This is a genomic window from Chelativorans alearensis (genome assembly GCF_010993735.1).
GTDB classification, from domain to species: domain Bacteria; phylum Pseudomonadota; class Alphaproteobacteria; order Rhizobiales; family Rhizobiaceae; genus Chelativorans; species Chelativorans alearense.
This window is the reverse complement of sequence record NZ_WQNI01000028.1, coordinates 1-20,442: the sequence shown is the minus strand read 5'-3', so window position 1 is coordinate 20,442 and position 20,442 is coordinate 1. Positions and strand designations below refer to the sequence as shown.

24 protein-coding genes, 1 tRNA gene and 1 pseudogene are annotated in these 20,442 nt (G+C 65.8%); 19 read left to right on the top strand and 7 right to left on the bottom strand.

Annotated elements, in window-relative coordinates; genetic code table 11:
* The first annotated feature begins 6 nt into the window (after positions 1-6).
* Positions 7-822: an inositol monophosphatase family protein gene (locus tag GPJ75_RS26700; RefSeq protein WP_246249316.1), complete on the top strand. Its 816-nt coding sequence runs from the start codon at positions 7-9 to the stop codon at positions 820-822.
* Between the two features lie 778 nt (positions 823-1,600).
* Here the strand turns inward: GPJ75_RS26700 and arsB are convergent.
* From arsB to GPJ75_RS26685, 3 genes are read right to left on the bottom strand one after another with little or no spacing between them, the layout of a single operon-like run.
* Positions 1,601-2,677: an ACR3 family arsenite efflux transporter gene (gene arsB, locus GPJ75_RS26695; protein WP_163273141.1), complete on the bottom strand. Its 1,077-nt coding sequence runs from the start codon at positions 2,675-2,677 to the stop codon at positions 1,601-1,603.
* Positions 2,678-2,695: 18 nt separating this feature from the next.
* Entirely contained in the window at positions 2,696-3,205 is a 510-nt protein-coding gene (locus GPJ75_RS26690; RefSeq protein WP_163273139.1) for an arsenate reductase ArsC, read from the bottom strand.
* Between the two features lie 18 nt (positions 3,206-3,223).
* Positions 3,224-3,559, bottom strand: a complete 336-nt coding sequence (locus GPJ75_RS26685) for an ArsR/SmtB family transcription factor (protein WP_163273137.1) — start codon at positions 3,557-3,559, stop codon at positions 3,224-3,226.
* A gap of 494 nt (positions 3,560-4,053) precedes the next feature.
* Here GPJ75_RS26685 and GPJ75_RS26680 point away from each other — a divergent pair, with 494 nt between their 5' ends.
* Positions 4,054-4,293, top strand: a complete 240-nt coding sequence (locus GPJ75_RS26680; protein ID WP_163273135.1) for a hypothetical protein — start codon at positions 4,054-4,056, stop codon at positions 4,291-4,293.
* Between the two features lie 41 nt (positions 4,294-4,334).
* Here GPJ75_RS26680 and GPJ75_RS26675 read toward each other — a convergent pair whose 3' ends face one another.
* Complete coding sequence (locus tag GPJ75_RS26675; RefSeq protein ID WP_163273133.1) at positions 4,335-5,387, bottom strand: hypothetical protein; 1,053 nt, start codon at positions 5,385-5,387, stop codon at positions 4,335-4,337.
* Positions 5,388-6,047: 660 nt separating this feature from the next.
* Positions 6,048-6,122, bottom strand: a tRNA-Thr gene (locus tag GPJ75_RS26670).
* 125 nt (positions 6,123-6,247) lie between these two features.
* Between GPJ75_RS26670 and GPJ75_RS26665 the strand changes: the two genes are divergently transcribed.
* The 10 genes from GPJ75_RS26665 (at position 6,248) to GPJ75_RS26620 (ending at position 12,682) form a co-directional block, all read left to right on the top strand.
* Positions 6,248-6,433 carry a hypothetical protein gene (locus tag GPJ75_RS26665; RefSeq protein ID WP_163273131.1) on the top strand — a complete coding sequence of 62 codons (186 nt, stop codon included), beginning with the start codon at positions 6,248-6,250 and terminating at the stop codon, positions 6,431-6,433.
* A gap of 220 nt (positions 6,434-6,653) precedes the next feature.
* The gene (gene murA / locus GPJ75_RS26660; RefSeq protein ID WP_163273129.1) at positions 6,654-7,943 is read left to right on the top strand and encodes a UDP-N-acetylglucosamine 1-carboxyvinyltransferase; all 1,290 of its coding nucleotides are present in this window, start codon (positions 6,654-6,656) and stop codon (positions 7,941-7,943) included.
* Positions 7,944-8,036: 93 nt separating this feature from the next.
* Positions 8,037-8,477 (top strand): DUF2948 family protein, encoded by a 441-nt coding sequence (locus GPJ75_RS26655; RefSeq protein ID WP_163273127.1) that lies wholly within the window; start codon positions 8,037-8,039, stop codon positions 8,475-8,477.
* A 10-nt stretch (positions 8,478-8,487) separates the two neighbouring features.
* Positions 8,488-9,780: a histidinol dehydrogenase gene (gene hisD, locus GPJ75_RS26650; protein WP_163273125.1), complete on the top strand. Its 1,293-nt coding sequence runs from the start codon at positions 8,488-8,490 to the stop codon at positions 9,778-9,780.
* A 9-nt stretch (positions 9,781-9,789) separates the two neighbouring features.
* Entirely contained in the window at positions 9,790-10,275 is a 486-nt protein-coding gene (locus GPJ75_RS26645; protein WP_163273123.1) for a UPF0262 family protein, read from the top strand.
* A 5-nt stretch (positions 10,276-10,280) separates the two neighbouring features.
* Positions 10,281-10,769 carry an arsenate-mycothiol transferase ArsC gene (locus GPJ75_RS26640; protein ID WP_163273121.1) on the top strand — a complete coding sequence of 163 codons (489 nt, stop codon included), beginning with the start codon at positions 10,281-10,283 and terminating at the stop codon, positions 10,767-10,769.
* A 108-nt stretch (positions 10,770-10,877) separates the two neighbouring features.
* Complete coding sequence (infA, locus tag GPJ75_RS26635; protein ID WP_006200926.1) at positions 10,878-11,096, top strand: translation initiation factor IF-1; 219 nt, start codon at positions 10,878-10,880, stop codon at positions 11,094-11,096.
* A gap of 29 nt (positions 11,097-11,125) precedes the next feature.
* A complete protein-coding gene (locus GPJ75_RS26630) occupies positions 11,126-11,755 on the top strand; it encodes a Maf-like protein (RefSeq protein WP_159589804.1) in 630 nt (209 codons plus the stop codon).
* Between the two features lie 3 nt (positions 11,756-11,758).
* Complete coding sequence (gene yacG / locus GPJ75_RS26625; RefSeq protein WP_163273119.1) at positions 11,759-11,962, top strand: DNA gyrase inhibitor YacG; 204 nt, start codon at positions 11,759-11,761, stop codon at positions 11,960-11,962.
* A 174-nt stretch (positions 11,963-12,136) separates the two neighbouring features.
* Positions 12,137-12,682, top strand: a complete 546-nt coding sequence (locus GPJ75_RS26620; protein WP_163273117.1) for a hypothetical protein — start codon at positions 12,137-12,139, stop codon at positions 12,680-12,682.
* A gap of 142 nt (positions 12,683-12,824) precedes the next feature.
* Here the strand turns inward: GPJ75_RS26620 and GPJ75_RS26615 are convergent, their stop codons facing one another.
* Positions 12,825-13,109, bottom strand: a complete 285-nt coding sequence (locus GPJ75_RS26615) for a DUF1127 domain-containing protein (RefSeq protein WP_163273115.1) — start codon at positions 13,107-13,109, stop codon at positions 12,825-12,827.
* 210 nt (positions 13,110-13,319) lie between these two features.
* Between GPJ75_RS26615 and GPJ75_RS26610 the strand changes: the two genes are divergently transcribed.
* From GPJ75_RS26610 to xseA, 7 genes are all read left to right on the top strand, one after another.
* A complete protein-coding gene (locus GPJ75_RS26610; protein WP_163273113.1) occupies positions 13,320-14,276 on the top strand; it encodes a LysR family transcriptional regulator in 957 nt (318 codons plus the stop codon).
* 106 nt (positions 14,277-14,382) lie between these two features.
* Positions 14,383-15,225 carry an AraC family transcriptional regulator gene (locus GPJ75_RS26605; protein ID WP_163273111.1) on the top strand — a complete coding sequence of 281 codons (843 nt, stop codon included), beginning with the start codon at positions 14,383-14,385 and terminating at the stop codon, positions 15,223-15,225.
* Between the two features lie 18 nt (positions 15,226-15,243).
* Positions 15,244-15,738: a GyrI-like domain-containing protein gene (locus GPJ75_RS26600; RefSeq protein ID WP_163273110.1), complete on the top strand. Its 495-nt coding sequence runs from the start codon at positions 15,244-15,246 to the stop codon at positions 15,736-15,738.
* A 206-nt stretch (positions 15,739-15,944) separates the two neighbouring features.
* Positions 15,945-16,397, top strand: a complete 453-nt coding sequence (locus tag GPJ75_RS26595; protein ID WP_163273108.1) for a DUF1772 domain-containing protein — start codon at positions 15,945-15,947, stop codon at positions 16,395-16,397.
* Positions 16,398-16,581: 184 nt separating this feature from the next.
* Entirely contained in the window at positions 16,582-17,172 is a 591-nt protein-coding gene (locus tag GPJ75_RS26590) for a DUF2585 domain-containing protein (RefSeq protein ID WP_163273162.1), read from the top strand.
* 55 nt (positions 17,173-17,227) lie between these two features.
* Positions 17,228-18,028 carry an APH(3')-II family aminoglycoside O-phosphotransferase gene (locus tag GPJ75_RS26585; RefSeq protein ID WP_163273106.1) on the top strand — a complete coding sequence of 267 codons (801 nt, stop codon included), beginning with the start codon at positions 17,228-17,230 and terminating at the stop codon, positions 18,026-18,028.
* Between the two features lie 63 nt (positions 18,029-18,091).
* Positions 18,092-19,660, top strand: coding sequence for an exodeoxyribonuclease VII large subunit (xseA, locus tag GPJ75_RS26580; RefSeq protein ID WP_163273103.1), 1,569 nt, complete (start codon positions 18,092-18,094; stop codon positions 19,658-19,660).
* A gap of 200 nt (positions 19,661-19,860) precedes the next feature.
* On the opposite strand, the pseudogene GPJ75_RS26575 reads toward xseA, so the two are convergent.
* Positions 19,861-20,442, bottom strand: a pseudogene (locus tag GPJ75_RS26575) (hypothetical protein); the annotation flags it as partial.

Below are 20,442 nucleotides of genomic sequence, written 5' to 3'. Positions count from 1 at the left end.
GATCAGGTGACTTCCGCAACCGGCAACGGGATTTCAGAGCGCCTGGCGCTTGCCCGCAGGCTCGCCGCGAGCGTCGGCCGCGAGATCGAGGCTTTTCACGAGGAGGCGCTGTCCGCCGTCACACGGAAAGGCCTCCAGGATTTCGTGACTGCCGCCGACCGCCACGCCGAGGATCTGATCCGCGGCGCGCTCGCCGAGGCGTTTCCCGAGGACGGCTTCGTCGGCGAGGAGACCGGCGGGCAACCCGCCGGTGAGGGGTTCTGGGTGGTCGACCCCATCGACGGCACCACCAACTACATTCGCGGCCTGCGCCACTGGGGAGTCTCGATCGCCTTCGTCCGCGCAGGGCAGATCGAACTCGGCTGCATCTATGATGCCACCACCGGCCGCGTCTATTCTGCCGCGCGCGGAAAGGGCGCCTTCTGCGAAGACCGGAAGATCGCCGTCTCCATGCGCGAAGACCCCAACGAGGCGCTCGCCATCCTCGGCTGCTCGCGCCGCACCAGCTTCGAGGACTACCAGGCCGTCGCCAGAAAGCTGCACGACCTCGGCATCGACTACCGCCGGCTGGGCTCGGCGGCCATCGGGCTCGTCCGCGTGGCGAACGGCGTGGCCGACCTCTATTTCGAGGCGCACCTCAACTCCTGGGACATCATGGCAGGCAGCCTGATCGCCAGCGAGGCGGGCGCGACGGTCGTCATGCCGCCGCTTGAAATCATGCTCGAAAAAGGCGGCCCGCTGGCCGCCTACACACCCAGCCTCGGCGCCCGCCTTTCCTTTCTGGACAGGCTGGTGGAGGGAGCTGGCAGCGGGACGGGGTAATACCAACGCTCCCCCCTCAGCGCGTCATCCCCACACCACCCGCGCGCGTCATCCCGGAAAGCCGAAGGCTTGTCCGGGACCCATTCCGTGACCAGTCCACCTTCCGGCCCGCTTCGCCGGAGCATCCGTGAGGCGAGAATGGGTCCCGGACAGTCTCCGCTCCGCTCCGACTTCCGGGATGACGCGCGTTGGAAGGGCGGCGGGCACTCTTTCAGCCGACGATGCCTCGCTTGCACGGGGACAAATTTCCGCCCCCTCAAAAAAACATTCGTTCCAAAACAATCGCTTATAATTTTTTCGGCCCGCCCAACCGTGCATTTTATCCCCGCTGCCCACGCCGCCCCTATCCTGTGCCCGTCCCTCCCGCGGGAACGTGGATCGCGACGGCGGTCTCGCGGGGAGGGGCCGGCGCCTCCGGCGGGCCGCTAACGTGGCGGCCGGCCCGGGGAGGCTCCGCCCAAGGGTTCCCCTGCCGCCACTACGGGCGGCGCGTGCCGGACGGTGCACTTTAAAAGGGAGCCGGGGAGACGGGGGCGCGGAGCGCCCTGTCGTGGGAGGCTCAAGGCCTTCCGGATCCGGCTTCGTGGAAGCGGAACGGGCGGAGACTTAAGAACGCCGGACGGGCGGCCGAGAGGTCGCTGAAAAAATTTAGACTGGCGACATTTTGGCCGCCCGTCTTCCCACCACCTCGAGGGAGCCTTCCCGAAAGGTGGGTTCTTTGAAATGGCCAGACGGTGAAAACCGGGCGTGGCGAGGATCAGGTATGTCCGCAGCCCTTTTACGGAAACCAGTGCTTCGTGCGGTTGGCAAAGGCGACGAGGGAGAGCATCACCGGCACCTCCACCAGAACGCCGACGACCGTTGCCAGCGCCGCGCCCGAGGTCAGGCCGAACAGGCTGATGGCGACGGCGACGGCGAGCTCGAAGAAGTTCGACGTGCCGATGAGCGCGCAAGGGGCGGCGACGTTGAAGGGCACCTTCCACGCCCTCGCCGCGCCATAGGCAAGGAAGAAGATGCCGTAGGACTGGATGATGAGCGGCACGGCGATCAGGACGATCAGGAACGGGTTCTCGACGATCACATTCCCCTGGAAGCCGAAGAGGAGCACGACGGTGACCAGCAGGCCGACAATGGAGACAGGTTTCAGCAAGGACGTGAATTCGGAGACCGCCGCCTCCGCGTCCGCCCCACCGCCGGCGCGACCGGTCAGCCAGCGGCGCGTCAGGACGCCGGCGATCAGCGGAATGACGACATAAAGCCCGGTGGCCAGAAGCAGCGTCTGCCACGGCACGGCGATATCGGTAACGCCGAGCAGAAGCGCCACGATAGGCGCGAAGGCGAAGATCATGACGACGTCGTTCACAGACACCTGCACCAGCGTGTAGGTGGCATCGCCCCGTGTCAGCTGGCTCCACACGAACACCATCGCCGTGCACGGTGCCGCCCCCAGAAGGATGAGGCCGGCGATATATTGCTGCGCGTCCGCCGGCTCGATCCACGGCGCGAAGACGTACTGGAAGAAGAGCACGCCCAACGCCGCCATGGTGAAGGGCTTCACCAGCCAGTTCACCGCCAGCGTCAGCACCAGCCCCTTCGGCCGGTCGCCGATGTGGCGCAGGCTGGCGAAATCGACATTGACCATCATCGGGAAGACCATCGCCCAGATGAGCACGGCGACGACGAGATTGACGGAGGCATATTCGAGACCCGCCAGGAAGCCGAAAAGGCCCGGCAGCAGATTGCCGAGAGCGATGCCGGCAACGATGCACAGCGCCACCCATATGGACAGGTACTTCTCGAAAAAGCCGATGCGGCCGGCCGGCTGCGTTTCGCGGCCGAGAACATGTTCGGTCATTTGCGCTTCCCTGGCGGCTCAGCCCGCCTTGTCGAGCTTGCGGCCGATGTCGTCGAGCCGCTTCTGCAGCGCCAGCCTGTCGAGCGATTTCAGCGGCAGGCTGGCGAAAATCGAAATGCGGTTGTTGAGCATGCGGTAGGTGTCGGCGAAGGCAAAGTGCTTTTCCGCCTCCGTGCCCTCGACGGCGGCCGGGTCCGGCACGCCCCAATGGGCGGTCATCGGCTGGCCGGGCCAGACGGGGCAGGCCTCCGCGGCGGCATTATCGCAAACGGTGAAGACGAAATCCATCCTCGGCGCGTCCGGCTTGGCGAACTCCTCCCAGCTCTTCGAGCGGGCGAAGGAGGTGTCGTGGTTCGCCGTCTTCAGGAGCGCCAGCGCGTAAGGGTGCACCTCGCCCTTGGGCTGCGAGCCGGCCGAGAAGGCCTTGAAGCGGCCGACGCCCGTGCGGTTGAGGATCGCCTCGGCGATGATGGAGCGGGCGGAGTTGCCCGTGCACAGGAAGAGAACGTTGAAGACATGGTCACTCATTGGGGCACTCCTCTCGACTCAGCAGCGGTCACAAGTCACGGCGTCGATGACCGGTCGGCACAGCTCCGGCGCGCCATTGCAGCAGTCCTCCATCAGATAGGCGAGAAGGTCGCGGAAGCCGGTCATGTCGGCGACGTAACGCACGGTGCGGCCGTCGCGCTCGGTTCTGACGAGGCCGGCATGGGCGAGCACCTTCAGATGCGCGGAAGTGGTGTTCTGCACCGCGCCGAGGCGCTGGGCGACCTCGCCGGCCGGAATGCCGGCGGGCCCCGCCCTGAGGAGAAGCCGGAACGCCTCCAGCCGGGTGTCCTGGCCGAGAGCAGCAAGTGCGGCGAGCGCGGAGTTCTTATCCATATATCCAAAGATCCAGATATGTTGAGAATCTCCTAGCACGCCGCCGGGCCCGTGTACAGCCCCGCCACTTTTTTCAACACCGTCGCCCGGTGGGCAAAAAAAGTTCCCCCGCATAGCCCGGCGCTATTTGTCCATAAGCAGCAGACAGGGGCAAAACACGGACAACACAACGCAACAACCGCAGGGGCGGAGACGATGGGCAAGCAGGGACAGACAGCGACATTCCTCGACGGAAAGCTGTGCGCCCCGGCCTCACTTCGTCGGCGCCTTGCACGGCCGCGCGTCAGCGCGCGACGCTCCCCAGTGATCACCTCTTCGCTGCCCGGCCTTGCGGCCGGCGGCAAGCCCATAGCCGGTCCTCCCGCCCCCCGGACCGGCTTAGCCCAAGGCCCTGCCTGCGGCACTTCACAGTGCCGTCCGGTGGGGCCTTGGGACTTCGTATCGAGGGGGATGGTGTTCGCGACGGTAGCATGGGTCTTGCGGGTGGAAAGACAATGCCCGCCCTCCCCCTGATCGACAAAGCCATGATCCTGTGCCTTCTTGACGAACTCGCAGAACGCGGGCTCAGCGAGAAGGACGTGGATTGGGCGCTGGTGCGCGCAGGTCCGGTGGATCTCGACCTGCTTGCCGAGTGCAAGCGCGAGCATCCGCACTTCAACCCCTCATGCGCCCGCGGCGATGCCTCCGCCGCCGATACCGACAGGCAGAACCGGTCGCCCTTCTGGTCCCGGTGACGCGCCGCCGCGCAAGCGCCGCGACCAGCTGGAAAAGGCGGTCACTCCGCCCCTTCCTCTCCGCTCCCGGGCCGCGCCTGCCTGGCTGAGGGCTCGCCGCTCTTCCTGTCGGCCGTCAGCCGGTTGAGCGAGGCCGCCACCCGGCGCGCCAGTGCGTCGGGCGCGGCGCCCTCCCCTCCAGCCGTCAGCACCTCGCTCGCCGATGTGGAAAGATACGTCTCGTTGGAGCGGCCGTCGAGAACGTGCCAATAGATGCGCAGCGCCTCCCCTTCGAGGCGAACCGCGGTCAGCAGCTGGTAAAGCGGCACGGAGGCGCCGAAGTTCTTCCGCGTGTGGGCGAGCACCTGGCTGAACTCCTCTTCCGGGCGCACGCCGACCATGCGGATCTTCTCCTCCTCGTTGAGCGCGATCCACAGCGACTGGGTGAACAGTTGCGCGAGCGCGTCGGCGGAGCTGCCCTCCGCATGGGCACGAACGCTGTCGACGACAATGACGGGGCTTTGCGAGCCGGATTGCCCGGGCACCCCGAGGGACAGGTAGGCGAGTGCTGCGCCGCTCGCCGCCAGCGCCATGACCACCCCCACGGCGCCGCTCTGCAGGCGGCGTTTTCGGTCGGCGACCAGCCGCCGCAACTGCGCCATCGTCCGCCGCGGCGCGCTCTCGCGGATGACAAATGTCGGAACGTATGTGCCGAGCGGCAAGGTGATGCGCACCGGATCGTTCGCCCCTTGAGCGGCGTAGTAATCGTGCAGGGAGCGGCGCAAGTGGCCGGCGGCAATGCGCACGATGGGATCGACCGAGGCATCGAAACTCGAATCGCGGCCGAAGACGTCGACGGCTACGGTGAAGGCCTTGATGCGCTCGGCGCGCCCGGCCACCGTCTCGTCCACGACGAATTTCAGGAAGCGCTTGTTGCGATCGGAAGCGCGGAAATGCTCGCTCGCCAGAAGCCTGTTCAAGGCGTCGAGACGGTAATCTCCCGTCTCGGCACCTTCCTCCGGGCCGGGGCGCGGGTGTTTCTTGGCTTTTCCGCGGTGTCGTCTTGCCTTCTTGAAGTTTGAACCGTTCATGCTTGCCAGGATGTCTTGGAGCATCTGCTTTCCGTTTCATCGCTCATGCCGGCGCGATGGCACGCGGCGCCAGCACTGCAGCTTTTCGGCGGCTCTACTCCTGAACCTATCGTCGCCCTTCTCTCGACAACGCCTTACGTATCGTCAACGCATCCAGCACCAGCCGGCGCGCATAGACGAACCGAATGGGGATCGGCGCCCCATGGGCCTGCAGCTGACGGCAGGACCTCTCGATCACAAAGAGAAGGCACCGCAACTGGTGGGTGCTGATCGTCTCTTCCTCCGCCAGCCAACGCGACATCCGCCCGGTATTCTGCCTCATCGGGATACCGGGAAACGGGTCGAACACCACACGCCTCGACCTTCAACTTCTCTCAAGCCCGGCAGCCGCCCACCGGCCATGCGGCGCCATCCGCGCGACCGGGAGATGCAGGCTCATGCTTTTCGTGTCCGGGTCGGTGCTCATGAAATGCCTGCCTGGCTGCTTCGCTTGTGGGGCGAGGTGAGCCGGAGCGAGTCTTATGGGCAAATAAGAGAAGCGGATGGAAATCGGCGCTTGGAACTGCGTTCCCGGACAAATGGCGCCACTTCCCGAAAAATGGACTCATTCTTCGGAAAGATTTACGCGTCAACCTGGAAAGATATACGTCCAGGGCGCGCAAACTGTGGGGATCGATGGATGGCTGGTGCTGCGAGAGAGGATTGAACTCTCGACCTCTCCCTTACCAAGGGAGTGCTCTACCACTGAGCTACCGCAGCGCCGGGGATTCGGGCGGCGTTCTGCCATATCGATTGGCAGAGCGCAAGCGCTACCTCGACGATATGGGAACGGACAGGCGGAGCGTCGCGCCGCAAGACGCCGGGCGGTTGCAGGAGAAGCGGATATGACCGGGAAACGGAAGGACAGCGAGGGCGGCAGCGAGCGGGAGAAGCGGCTGGCGGCGGAGCTTCGGGCCAATCTCGCGCGGCGCAAGGCGCAGGCGCGCTCGCGCCGCGCCGGCAAGCCTGACGAGCGGACGGAGGGTATTCCCGCCGCAGGCCCCGCCGAAGACAAGGAAAAGCAGCGGTGAGCACCACATCCGAACGCGCCGTTTTGCCGGCGATGCATTTCCTTGAACCCACGGCGGGCATGCTCTAGAGCAGTCTCAGAAAAAAATGAAACCGGTTTCCATCCGGAATTGCGACAAACAAAAGGTGGATCGGACCACCGGTTTTCTGAACGACGGTCCGGTTAGAACACTCGAACGCGTGACACAGGAGCCGGGGGGACAGCCCGGGAAAGAGATTTCCATGGACAGCATACGCATCCGCGGGGGCAATGCGCTCAACGGCACGATCCCGGTTTCCGGCGCCAAGAATGCGGCACTGCCGCTGATGATCGCCTCGTTGCTCACCGACGACACGCTGACGCTCGAAAACGTGCCGCACCTTGCCGACGTGGAGCAGCTCATCCGCATTCTCGGCAATCACGGCGTCGACTACTCCGTCAACGGACGCCGCGAGAACCAGAACAAGGGCTATTCGCGCACCATCCACTTCACCGCGCGCTCGATCGTCGACACCACCGCCCCCTATGAACTGGTCTCCAAGATGCGGGCGAGCTTCTGGGTCATCGGGCCGCTTCTGGCGCGTATGGGCGAGGCGCGGGTGTCGCTCCCCGGCGGCTGCGCCATCGGCACACGGCCGGTGGACCTCTTCATCGACGGTTTGCGCGCGCTCGGCGCCGAGATCGATATTGAGAGCGGCTATGTCGTCGCAAAGGCGAAAAACGGTCTCGTCGGCGCGCGCTACCGCTTTCCCAAGGTCTCGGTGGGCGCCACCCATGTGCTCCTGATGGCGGCCGCGCTCGCCAAGGGTGAAACGGTGCTGGAAAACGTCGCGCGCGAGCCGGAGATCGTCAACCTTGCCGATTGCCTCAACGCCATGGGCGCGAAGATTTCCGGCGCGGGCACGGCGACCATCACCGTTCAGGGCGTCACGTCCCTTTCCGGCGCGCGCCACCGCATCATCCCTGACCGCATAGAGACGGGCACCTATGCGCTGGCCGTCGCCATGGCCGGCGGCGACGTGCTTTTGGAGGGCGCCCGTGCCGACCTCCTGGAATCGGTGCTCGACGTGATCGAGCAGACCGGAGCCGAGATCACCCGCGCCAACACCGGCATCCGCGTCAGGCGCAACGGCGCCGGCATCGAGGCGGTGGACGTGACCACGGAGCCCTTCCCCGGCTTCCCGACCGACCTTCAGGCCCAGTTCATGGCACTGATGACCAGGGCGAAGGGCCAGTCGCGCATCACCGAGACCATCTTCGAGAACCGCTTCATGCATGTGCAGGAGCTGGCGCGGCTGGGCGCCCGCATCTCGCTTTCCGGGCAGACGGCGATCGTCGACGGGGTGGGACAGTTGAAGGGCGCGCCGGTGATGGCGACGGACCTGAGGGCCTCGGTCTCCCTGGTGATCGCCGGGCTAGCGGCGGAGGGCGAAACCCAGGTCAATCGCGTCTACCATCTCGACCGCGGCTTCGAGCGGCTCGAAGAAAAACTTTCCGGCTGCGGCGCGGAGATCGAGCGCATCTCCGCTTGAGCCGGATGGGAACGCGGGGCCGCGGTACGCCGTTTCGCGGGTGCATGCGTACGATCGGCGGCACGCCGCCATATGGATGACGTGAGAGTATCGATGGACCTTTTGAAACTGGTCGCCCTCGACGACGAAGATTTGAGCATCATCTCCGCGCATGTCCAGGACGCAGTGATGAAGGTTGGCGACCTCGTGTACCAGAAACGTGAAAGGCGCTTCGCCCTGGGGATGAACCGCTTTGTCTGGGAGAAGGAGAGGCGCGGCCTTTTTCGTCGCGAGCCCCATGAACGGCGGCGCAGCGTACTACATTTCGACCGCGTTCTCGCCGTCCGCGCCGCCGGCATCGACAGGACGAAGCCCGATGAGGTGCTGTCGCTCCTGACCGTCAACTTCGTGCCGGGCGTCGAACCGGCGGGCACGGTGGAGCTCGTTTTTTCCGGCGACGCGGCCATCAACCTCGATGTGGAATGCATCGAGGCGCGGCTGAGCGATCTGGGCGCGGCGTGGGAAACGCCGGTGCGCCCACGCCACGGCGGATGAGGGAGCGGCGATGACCATCAGACTGTCCACGGCGGACGCCGATTTCGAGACCCGCTTCGCAGCCTTCCTACTGACCAAGCGCGAGACATCCCAGGAGGTCGACGCGACGGTGCGCGACATCATCGCCCGCGTGCGCACCGAGGGCGACGCGGCGGTGGCCGACTATACGCGCCGCTTCGAACGTTTCGACATCACGAAGGTCGGCATGCGAGTGGAGCGCAGCGAGATCGAAGCCGCCTACAGCGGCGTCGATAAGGAGACGCTGGAAGCGCTGCGGCTGGCGCGCGAGCGCATCGAGGCGCACCACCGCCGGCAGGTTCCCGCCGACATGCGCTACAAGGACCCGCTCGGCGTCGAGCTCGGCTGGCGCTGGACGCCCATTCCCGCCGTCGGCCTTTACGTGCCGGGCGGCCTGGCGAGCTATCCAAGCTCCGTGCTCATGAACGCGGTGCCGGCGCGCGTGGCCGGTGTGGAGCGCGTGGCGATGGCGGTGCCGGCACCCGACGGCAAGCTCAACCCGCTTGTCCTGGTGGCGGCGGACCTTGCCGGTGTCGGCGAGATTTTCCGCATTGGCGGCGCACAGGCGATCGCCGCGCTCGCCTACGGCACTGAGACCGTTTCCGCCGTCGACAAGATCGTCGGGCCGGGCAACGCCTACGTGGCCGCTGCCAAGCGCCAGGTCTTCGGCCAGGTGGGCATCGACATGATCGCCGGGCCCTCGGAGGTGCTGGTGGTGGCGGACGGCGACAATGATCCGGACTGGATCGCCGCCGACCTTCTGGCCCAGGCCGAGCACGATACGGCGGCGCAGTCGATCCTGATGACCGACGATGCCGACTTCGCCGACAGGGTGGAAGCGGCGGTCGAGCGGCAGCTGAAGACGCTTTCGCGCAGCAAGATCGCCGCCGCCAGCTGGCGCGATTTCGGTGCCGTCATTCTGGTGCGCAGCTTCGAGGAAGTGCCGGGGCTGGTGGACCGCATCGCGCCGGAGCACCTGGAGCTTGCGACCGAGGAGGCGGAAAGCCTGCTCGCGCGCATCAGCAACGCCGGGGCCGTCTTCCTCGGCCGGCACACGCCGGAGGTGATCGGCGACTATGTCGGCGGTTCGAACCACGTGTTGCCGACGGCGCGCTCGGCGCGCTTCTCCTCTGGGCTTTCGGTGCTCGATTTCGTCAAGCGTATGTCGATCCTGCGGCTCGATGCCGAGCAGCTTCGGGCGCTGGGGCCGGCAGCGGTGGCGCTTGCCAAGGCGGAAGGGCTGGAGGCCCACGGCCGCTCGGTCTCGACAAGGCTCAACCTCTAGGACATCGGTATGGGCGAGCGGAATTCCGGCAAGGCGCGCCTGATCGATGTGGAGCTTGACGAGACGGTCGGCCGTGCCGCGCCGGACATCGAGCACGAGCGCGCCGTCGCCATTTTCGACCTCGTGGAGGAAAACCGCTTTCAGCCCGTCGGCGACGACGCCGGCGGCCCCTACCGGCTGAAGATCTCCCTCGTCGACGCGCGCCTCGTCCTCAACGTGACGCGCGAGAACGGCGATAAGGTCGTCACCCACATCCTCTCGCTGACGCCCTTCCGGCGCATCGTCAAGGATTACTTCCTCGTCTGCGAAAGCTATTACCAAGCCATCCGCTCGGCCACGCCAAGCCAGATCGAGGCCATCGACATGGGCCGGCGCGGCCTGCACAACGAGGGCTCGCAGACGCTGATGGACCGGCTGGCCGGCAAGATCGAAGTCGATTTCGACACCGCGCGACGGCTCTTCACTCTGGTCTGCGTGCTGCATTGGCGGGGGTGACGGCGATGTCTCAGCCGCGAGCCGTGCCGGCGGGCGGGAAGAGCGGGAAAGCGGGCGGCGGGCCGGCTTCGGTATTGTTCCTGTGCGGGCGCAACTCCATCCGCTCGCCCATGGCCGAACTGCTGGCACGCCGGGTGTTGCCGAAATCGACCTTCATCGCCTCGGCCGGCATCCGGCCCGGCGAGCGTGACCCCTTCGTCGATGCCGTCCTTGCGGAAGAGAACCTGGCGCTGGGCGTCTGGCGCCCGCGCACGCTGGAGGAGCTCGAGGACAGCTATTTCGACCTCGTCGTCACACTCGCGCCGGAGGCCCACCACACCGCATTGGAACTGACTCGTTCCATGGCCGTTGAAGTGGAGTACTGGCCGACGCTCGACCCGTCCGCGGTCGAGGGCACGCGCGAGCAGATCCTTTCGGCCTACCGCGACGTCCGCGACGGTCTGGCGGAACGGATCGCCCGGCGCTTCGGCGGAGCCATTACCCACGCCCGTTGAACAAGCTTGCACGAGTACCGGCGAATGGGCTAGGTTCCGCGCGATTTCGGCCGGCGTGAGCGCAAAACGCTCCCACGCGGTCGTTTCTATGTCAGAAGAAGGTATCGGATGCCGAAGGAAGAAGTCCTCGAATTTCCAGGGGTAGTCACCGAACTGCTGCCCAACGCCATGTTTCGCGTAAAGTTGGAAAACGAACACGAAATCATCGCCCATACGGCCGGCCGTATGCGCAAGAACCGGATTCGCGTTTTGACCGGCGACAAGGTGCTGGTGGAAATGACGCCCTATGACCTGACCAAGGGTCGTATCACCTACCGCTTCAAATAACCGGCCACGGCCGCGCCGGCAGGAGTTTGATGAGCGCGCTGAAGAAACTCGTCCTGGCCTCCGGTTCTCCGCGGCGCATAGAGCTCCTGCAGCAGGCGGGCATCGAGCCCGACCGTCTCCTCCCCGCAGAGATCGACGAGACACCGCTGAAGGCCGAGCATCCGCGCTCGCTGGCCAAACGGCTTTGCCGTGCCAAGGCGGAGAAGGCGCTGGAGCGGTTGAAGAAGAGCGGCGAGGCCGAAGATGCATTCGTGATGGCGGCCGATACGGTGGTGGCGGTCGGCCGGCGCATCCTGCCCAAGGCGGAAACGGTCGACGAAGCGTCGAACTGCCTCCGGCTTCTGTCGGGCCGCTCGCACCGCGTCTATACCGGCATCTGCCTCTTCACGCCCTCGGGCAAGCTGCGCCACAAGCTGGTGGAGACGCGCGTGCGCTTCAAGCGGCTTTCGCGCGAGGAACTGGAGAGCTACCTCGCCTCCGGCGAGTGGCGCGGCAAAGCCGGCGGCTACGCCATCCAGGGCCTGGCCGGCACCTTCATCGTCAAGCTCGTCGGTTCCTACTCGAACGTCGTCGGCCTGCCGCTCTATGAAACCGTCAGCCTGTTGACGGCGGACGGCTACAAGGTGCATTTCAACTGGCTTTCGGGAACCCGCGTCTGAACGATGCCGAATAACGAACCGGAAAAGGTCACGCCGCTGAGACCCAAGCGCCCCTGCCCCGAGTGCGGCAAGCCCTCGGAGCGCGCGTTCTATCCCTTCTGCTCCAAGCGCTGCAAGGACATCGACCTCAACCGCTGGTTCTCAGGCGCCTACGTCATCCCCGGCCGCCCCATCGAAGACGGCGACGACGAGACGCCCTCCGAATAGGCCACGGCCCGGTGCAAAGATGGTGTGGATCGTCAGTTCTTCCCGCCTTGCCATGCGCAACCTGAATTTGTAGAGCGTTTCTCGTGCACGCGTATGCGTAGATGGCGGCAGGTCGGCTGAATGTCCATGTCGACGGGTGGCCGCCGAAATTTTGCAGAACCAAAGGGGTTTGCCATGCCTTCCAAGTTGATTGCCGCCGTGTCCGCCCTTGCCCTGCTCGGCCTTGCCGCCTGCAGCAAGGAGGAGGAGAAGGCACCCGAGACGACCACGGACCAGGTCGAGGAAACCGTCGAGGAGGCTGTGGACACCGAGGCGGCGCCGGAACCGGAAGAGGACGCCTCGGATGCAGTGGAGCCCGACGAGGGGGCTGCTGCGGCCGAAGATCCCACCGAGGACACCGCTGAAACCGTAGAGCCGGAAAGCGATCCCCTCGAAACGGTCATCGACGCCGCCGGGCAGGAAGCCGGTGACAGAATCGATGCCGTCAAGGACACGATCAGCGAGGCCACCGGCGGCGGCACCGATGCCCTCGATGCGGTGTTCGAGGACGCCAAGGAGAAGGTCGGCGGCCAGCTCGACGCCCTCAAGGATTCGATCGACAAGGCCACCGGCAACGCTGCCGACGCCCCGGAGAATGCCGACGCCGAAGACGCGGCCGCCGCGGCGGAGAATACCGAGGCGGAAACCGCCGACGATGAAGCTCAAACCGGCGGCAACTGAAGCCCCCTGCTCTCCCCTTCAGCCTTCCGCTGAAGGGGAGAGATAAAAAAAGCCCGGCTCACGGGGAGCCGGGCAATGTGCAGGCAAGCCGGGGGGAACCGGCATGATGGGAGTGAATGCCTGCATTGGGAGATGAAGGCTGTCAGGGGCCGCGGCGCATCATGGCTTCGGCCTTGGCGCGGGTCCGCGTGATCTCTTGCAGACGACGGGTCGGGTCGTCCAATATCGGTCCCTCATAGGCTCGCATGATGTCTTCGCGGCTAAGGCCGATATCCTGAAGCTCCCAGTCCGAAAGCTCGTTCAGCTGGCTCATGGCCCGACGGTTGTTCCACAAGCGCCATGCCTCGGTGGCCGCGCGTACGAGACGCGCAGCAAATCCCGGCCTGGCGGTGGCGGTGATCGGCAAAGCGGTCCGTTCTGCACGCATGGAAAGCTCCTTGGCGCTCGGGTTGAAAATCTCCGCCCCTCGGCGGCGCATCCTGAAGACGGCAAAGCATCCCCGCGGCAAAAACCTCTGCCGCGGCGAAGCGCCCTTCCGCCCGTCTTCTGGAACGATCCGTTTATCCCACAAGGATATTGATTAGTCGAACGAATGTTTTTAATCTTTTCCATCAAATTCCATGATGGAAGAAGAGCCATGGCAGCCCCGCTCGATCTCGACCAGCTCAACACATTCATTTCCATTGCCGATACCGGCAGCTTCACGCGTGCGGCGGAAGAGGTGCACCGCACCCAGTCGGCCGTCTCCATGCAGATGCGGCGCCTCGAAGAGCGCATCGGCAAGCCGCTCTTCGAGAAGGACGGGCGCACCAACCGGCTGACGGAGGAGGGCGAGCGGCTGTTGCTCTACGCCCGCCAGATGCTCCGGCTCAACCGGGAGACGCTGGCCGCCTTCGACGATGCGAGCCTGGAAGGCCATATCCGCATCGGCATGCCGGACGATTATGCCGAGCGCTTCCTGCCGGAGATCATGGCGCGCTTCTCGCGCTCGAACCCGCGGGTGGAGATGTCGGTGCTGTGCGAGCCGACGCCCAACCTGGTGCACCACGTGCGCCAGGGCAATCTCGACATCGCCCTTCTGACCGACGATGACGCCTCGGAGGTGGTGCGACGGGAGCCGCTGTTGTGGGTCGGCTCGACCAACCATTCCACCCATGAGCGCGACATCCTGCCCATGGCCTTCGGCCGGCCGACCTGCTCCTGGCGCCGGGCCGCCTGCGAGGCGCTGTCGGAGATCAACCGCGAGTACCGTGTGCTCTTCACCAGCTTCTCGGCGACGGTGATCACGGCGGCGGTGCTTTCGGGAGCGGCCGTGTCGGTGCTGCCGGAATGCGCGCTCAGGCCCGGCATGCGGGTGCTCGGCGAGAACGAAGGCTTCCCCGCCCTGCCCGACTGCCGCATCGGCATCTTGCGCGGGCGCACCAGCCAGACCGAGATCGCCGAGGCGCTGGCCCGCCACATTAGCGAAAGCCTCGACAACATCACCGTGCCGCTGGCGGTGGACGAGGCGGAAGGCTTCGACTTCGCCACGCTGTCTCATCGTATGCGCCGCGGCAAGCGGCTGAGGCCAAGCCAGGTGCTGCCGGGGTGGTGAGATAGGCGGCCGCTGACGGAGGCCGTTTGAGCAAGATCGATCAAATGCGGCCCGGCAAATGCGTCCATGATCGCGCCCGTTGGCAAATGGGAGCACGGGGAGTGGAATGAGCACGGTCGCCAAGGCGCTCTGGTTCATCGAGAGCCAATTCGGCCGCTGTCCGAGCCTCGACGACATCGCCGCGGCCTGCGGCACGAGCCGCTTTCACCTGAGCCGCAGCTTCAGGCTGGCCACCGGTCTGCCGGTGATGGCCTACGCGCGCGGACGTCGGCTAACCGAGGCCTACAAGGTGCTTTCTGGCGGCGCGCCGAGCATCCTCGGTGTGGCGCTGGAAGCCGGATATAGCTCCCATGAAGCCTTCACCCGCGCCTTTCACGACCAGTTCGGGCTGACGCCCGAAGAGGTGCGCAAGGGGCGGGCAGTGGACACGAAACTGCTTCTGGAGCCGATCAGGATGGACAACGCAACGAACATCACCCTTGAAGAGCCGCGCCTCGAGCGCCGGGACGCGATCACGATCGCCGGGCTCAGCGCCCGGTTCCGCCTCGAAGAGACCCAGAACATTCCCGCGCTGTGGCAGAAGTTCCAGGAATACGAGGGCACCCTCGGCGAGATTCCCGGCCTCTGGTACGGGGTGTGCGGAGAGTGGAGCGACAGCAGGGAAGACTTCCTCTACATGGCGGGCGTCGGCGTCACCCGCACCGAGGGCCTGCCGCCGGAACTCACCATCTACAGCTTTCCCGCCCAGACCTATCTCGTCTTCAGGCACGACCGCCACATCTCCGAGCTGCACCGGACCATGGACGCCATCTTCGGGTGCTACCTGCCCGAGCACGGCTACGACGCCATGCGGATGGGCACCTATTTCGAGCTTTACGACGAGAAGTTCGATCCGGTGACCGGGCTCGGCGGGCTCGAATTGTGGATGCCGGTCGCGAAAGGTGGTTGATTCAGGGGAGGAAAAGAAATGCTGAGCGAGCCCAAAATCATTGAGCTTGAGGCGCAGCCCTACCTGGCGATCCGCAAGATCGTCAAAATCCCCTTTGGTACGGTCGCCTCCAAAACGCTTGCCGAGCTTCAGCGCCGCATGCGCAAGCGCGGCATCGAGGGCATCGATGCTCCCTTCTTCAAGTACAACATCATCGACATGCCGAGCGCGCTAGAGATCGATTTCGGCTTGCCCACGGCGAACGAGGAGAACGGCGACGAAACGCTTGTCAGCGGGATTCTGCCGGCCGGACGCTACGCATCCCTCATCCATACGGGGCCGTACAAAGGCCTGATGGAGGCGAACGGTGCGCTGCTGCGCTGGATCGAGGCCGAGGGGCTGAAGCTCGACATGCGCCCGTCTCCGGCCGGGGACGTATTCGGGTGCCGGTTGGAGATCTACCCGACGGATCCGAAGGTCGAGAAGGATCGCAGCAAATGGGTCACCGAATTGGCCTTCAAGCTGGCGGATTAGGGCACAACGCGGCGACCCAGCGCGAGCAAATGCGCGGCATCGGGGAACCAAGCCCGCAGAGCGAGGTTGTCCGGAAGCTGTTCCCTCACACCGCCAGCTACGGAATGGGTCCAGGACAGTCATCCCTCGCGGCAGCCGATTGGAACATAATCCGCGGAGAACGGTTGCACGGCCATGCCGCCTCCCCGTGCAGGAGGAGACCAATCATGACCGTCAAAACAGCTCAGTTCTTCGCTATCATCCTCATTGCCATGGTGCTTGTGCCCTCCGGGGCTCACCTGATCTCGCTTCCCAACAAGGCCGGCATGGACCAGGAGCAATTCTTCACAGTCCAGCAGGTCTACAGGGGCTGGGCGCTCGTGGCGATCCCGCTTCTCGGCGCCTTGATCGTCACGCTCGTCCTGGCGGTGCTCACACGGCCGCAAGGACCGGCGTTCCTGTTCGCCGCCCTGTCTTTCGTTCTGCTTCTTGTAACCCTCGTCACCTTCTTCATCTGGGTGTTCCCGGCAAACCAGTCCACCGACAACTGGACGGCCGCGCCGGAGAATTGGCAGGCGCTCAGAACGCAGTGGGAGACCATGCACGCCATAAACGCGGTGATCACCCTTTGCGCGCTGGCCGCCACGGTGCTTTCGGCGCTTGCCTGGTCGGAGGCCTGAGCGCGCCCTGTCTCCGGCCCGATTCGTGACGATGCGCCTGAGTGGCGAAAAGGGCAGCCCTGCGCGTGGGAGCGCCGGCAGACCAAGAGTTGCAGGGCGGTTGATACCATTGAGGATTTCCAAGCGAGATGCGATAGACTTAGCCGAATAAGTCTCGCCTGAAGGAACACCCTCCTTGCAATATATGGCCGAACCCACCGTGAAGTGGTACCGCCAGCGCTCGTTCGTGCTGTGCGTTCTGATCGTCGCCGGCATCCTCGCCTTTCAGGCAGGTGTCCTGGCCGCCATGGGCCGTGTGCCGATCTGCACCTGCGGGCTGGTGAAGTTCTGGTATCCCGATTCCTCCGGCCCGGAAACCTCGCAGCACCTTACCGACTGGTACACGTTCAGCCATATCCTCCACGGCCTCATCTTCTATTTCCTCCTGTGGCTTGTCGCGCCGCGGATGCCCTTCTGGTGGCGGCTGGCCATCGCGGTCGGGGTGGAGGCCGTCTGGGAAATCGCCGAGAACACGCCGATGGTGATCGACCGCTACCGCCAGTCCGCGCTGGCGGAGGGATATTTCGGCGACAGCATCGTCAATTCCCTGGCCGACACGTTCGCCGCCATCACAGGCTTCGTCTTCGCCCGCCTTTCACCCGTCTGGGCAAGCATCGCCCTGCTCCTCGTCTTCGAGCTTTTCGTGGCCTACATGATCAGGGACAATCTGACGCTCAACATCATCCAACTGATCCATCCGACGGAAGCCATCTCCCGTTGGCAGGTGGGCGGTTGAGCGCGTTCGGCCGCCGATTGGGTAGCGAGGCGGAATTTTTGGCGAGGACGGCCTCATGACAGATACCCAATCCTGTAGCCCTCCGACCGACATACCTGCCAGTTTCATGGCCGAGTTGCGCGGCTATTCATGGGTTCTGCAAACGATTGGCCGCTCCGATGCCGCGGTGTATCGGCTGGAGGACGGGGATCGTCCGACACTTTTCGTCAAGACCGAGCGGACGCATCCGCTCGGTGAACTCGCGGGCGAGGCTTCTCGCTTGCGTTGGCTCCGCGAGAGGCCTGTCGCTTGTCCCGAAATTCTTGCCGAAGCGGCAGAGGACGGCCGGGCTTGGCTTTTGATGAGCGCGGTTCCGGGGCGGGACCTGGCATCTTCGCCAGAGCTGAGCGCAGAACGCATCGTCGAAATTGCCGCCGACGCGCTTCATCGTCTGCATCAGCTGAATGTTGCGGACTGCCCGTTCGACCACACGCTCGACCGGCGGATCGCGCTTGCCCGCTTGCGCATGGAAGCGGGGCTGGTGGACGAGGAGGATTTCGATACCGAGCGCCTGGGCCGCACCGCGCGCCAACTCTTCGGGGAGTTGCTGGAGCGTCGGCCTTCCGACGAAGTGCCCGTGGTTGCCCATGGAGATGCGTGCCTGCCAAACCTGCTCGCTCACAACGGCCACTTCACGGGCTTTGTCGATTGCGGCCGCCTTGGCATGGCTGATCGGCATCAGGATTTGGCACTGGCCGGCCGAAGCATCGCTCACAATCTAGGCGGTCAATGGGTGGAGCCGTTCTTCCGCTGCTACGGTGCGGAGCCCGACCTGGATCGTTTGGCTTATTACCGCCTGCTCGACGAGTTCTTCTAGCGCTCCACCGGCTCTCGGCCCCTCGGGGTTGACCGGGTCCCTCGCAACGCGCTCAATCGGCCCATGGAAGACACCCGCAGAGACGATTCGCTCAGCAACATCGCCGAGTTCTCGGTCAGCGAAATCTCGCTCGCCCTCAAACGTACGGTCGAGGATGCCTTCGGCCATGTGCGCGTGCGCGGCGAGATTTCGGGTTATCGTGGCCCGCATGCCTCGGGCCACTGCTATTTCGCGCTGAAGGACGAGCGGGCGCGGATCGAGGCGGTCATCTGGCGGGGCAGTTTCTCGAAGCTGAAGTTCCCGCCCCAGGAGGGGCTTGAGGTGGTGGCCACCGGCCGCCTCACCACCTACCCGGGCTCGTCGAAATATCAGATCGTCATCGACAGCATCGAGCCCGCCGGCGCCGGGGCGCTGATGGCCTTGCTCGAGGAGCGTAAGCGCAAGCTGGCGGCCGAGGGGCTGTTCGCGGAAGAGCGGAAAAGGCCCCTGCCCTTCATGCCGCGCGTCATCGGCGTCGTCACGTCGCCCACGGGGGCTGTCATCCGCGACATCATCCACCGCATCACCGACCGTTTTCCCGTGCATGTGGTCGTCTGGCCGGTCCGAGTGCAGGGTGAGACGACCGGCGGCGAAGTGTCGGCCGCCGTCACCGGCTTCAACGCGCTCGGCCCCGGCGACGGCACCCCCCGGCCGGACGTCATCATCGTCGCGCGCGGCGGCGGCAGTCTGGAAGACCTGTGGGGCTTCAACGACGAGGCGGTCGTGCGGGCCGTGGCGGGCTCAAAGATCCCGGTCATCTCCGCCGTCGGCCATGAGACGGACTGGACCCTGATCGACCTCGCCGCCGACCGGCGCGCGCCGACGCCCACCGGAGCTGCGGAAATGGCGGTGCCGGTGAAGGCGGAGCTCGAAGCCGGCCTCTCCCGCCTCTCGGCGCGGCTCAAGGCGGCGGTCTCGCGCGATCTGGAGCGGCGGCGGCAAGGCCTGCGCGCGCTCTCGCGGGCGCTGCCCTCGCCGGACCAGCTCTTCGCCCTGCCGCGCCGGCGCTTCGACGAGGCGGCGGGGCGGCTGGTGCGGGCTCTGGGCGGCGCCACCCAGCGCAAGCGGCTGCGCTTCGACGGGCTGCGGCTTGCGATCACAGCGCTCGACCGGCGCCTTGTCGAGGCGCGGCGTCGCGCGACCCAATGCGGCGAGCGCCTGCCGATCGTCTATCTCGGCCTGGTGCGCAACCGCCGCGCCCGTTTCGATCGCGATGCCGCGCGCGTCAGCCCGCGCGCCAGCCTGGAGCGTATCGGCCGCCTGAAAGAGAGACTGGGGGCAACGACCGGCCGCCGCGACCGCGCCGTCCACCTCCGGCTCGAGCGCGCGAAGACCGCCTACGACCAGGCTGCAAGGCTTGCCGAATCGCTGTCCTACAAGAAGGTTCTGGAGCGCGGCTTCGCGCTGGTGCGCGACGCGGAGGACAGACCGCTCAAACGGGCACGCGACCTGCGGGCGGGCCAGGAGTTGCACCTGCAATTCTCCGACGGCAGCGCCGGCGCCGTCGCCACCGGCAAGCCGGCCGGCGACCCGCGCCGAAGCAAAGCTTCCCCGGCGGCGAAGGAGCCTGGAAAGCAGGGGTCGCTGTTCTAGGCATTTCCGCTTCGCTCCGGCTTCCGGGATGCACGGCTGGAGGAACTGTGCAGCCCTTCTGGCTAAGGGTGCTGCTACCGGACAAGCCGGCACCCTTACCCCCTTGCATACCCAATGCCTCCATGGGCAACCGGCAAGGCCGATTACCCCATCTCCAAGCTTGTCGAAATGCCCCGCCGAAAGCCGGCGCGCGGCCCGCGTCATGAGGTATCGGGGCTCTCCAGCGCGTCCATAGCCAGCGAATGGGCGTGAACGAGGATTTCGTCGACCTCGCGGACGTTGCGGGGTGCTTTTCTTCCTCGCGCGCCTGCGGCGTTGCGGTAGGCGTCGGACGGGTCGAAGCGGGACAGCCGGCCGCCGGGCGGCCGGCCGCCACGCAGCGGTGCGATGCGGCGCGTAAGCCCCAGATCGCGGCGCGCCTTCCAGCGGGCAAAGCGCATGGCCTGCCCCGGCAGGTCGTCAAGGGCGGCGGCGAGTGCCGCGAGCCGCTGGCCAAGACGCGCGGCGCTGACGGGATCGTCGCGGGAGGGCGGCTGCGGGAGGGCAGACGGCTCGATGAGGCCGGGAAACAGGATGCGCGGGACGGCGTGCGCCGGCCCATGGCGGCCGCGGCCCCCTTCGGCAAGCTCAGGGCTGAGCGAAAGCAGCAGCGGGTCGAAGAGCGGCAGGCTCACGCTTCGCGGACGGGCGGGCGCGGCGGCGCGCCTGGCTTCCGCCCTCGCTCTGCGCGCTGCGGCGGCCAGGTCGGCGGGCGAGGCCATCACGGCGATGCCGAGGCTGCG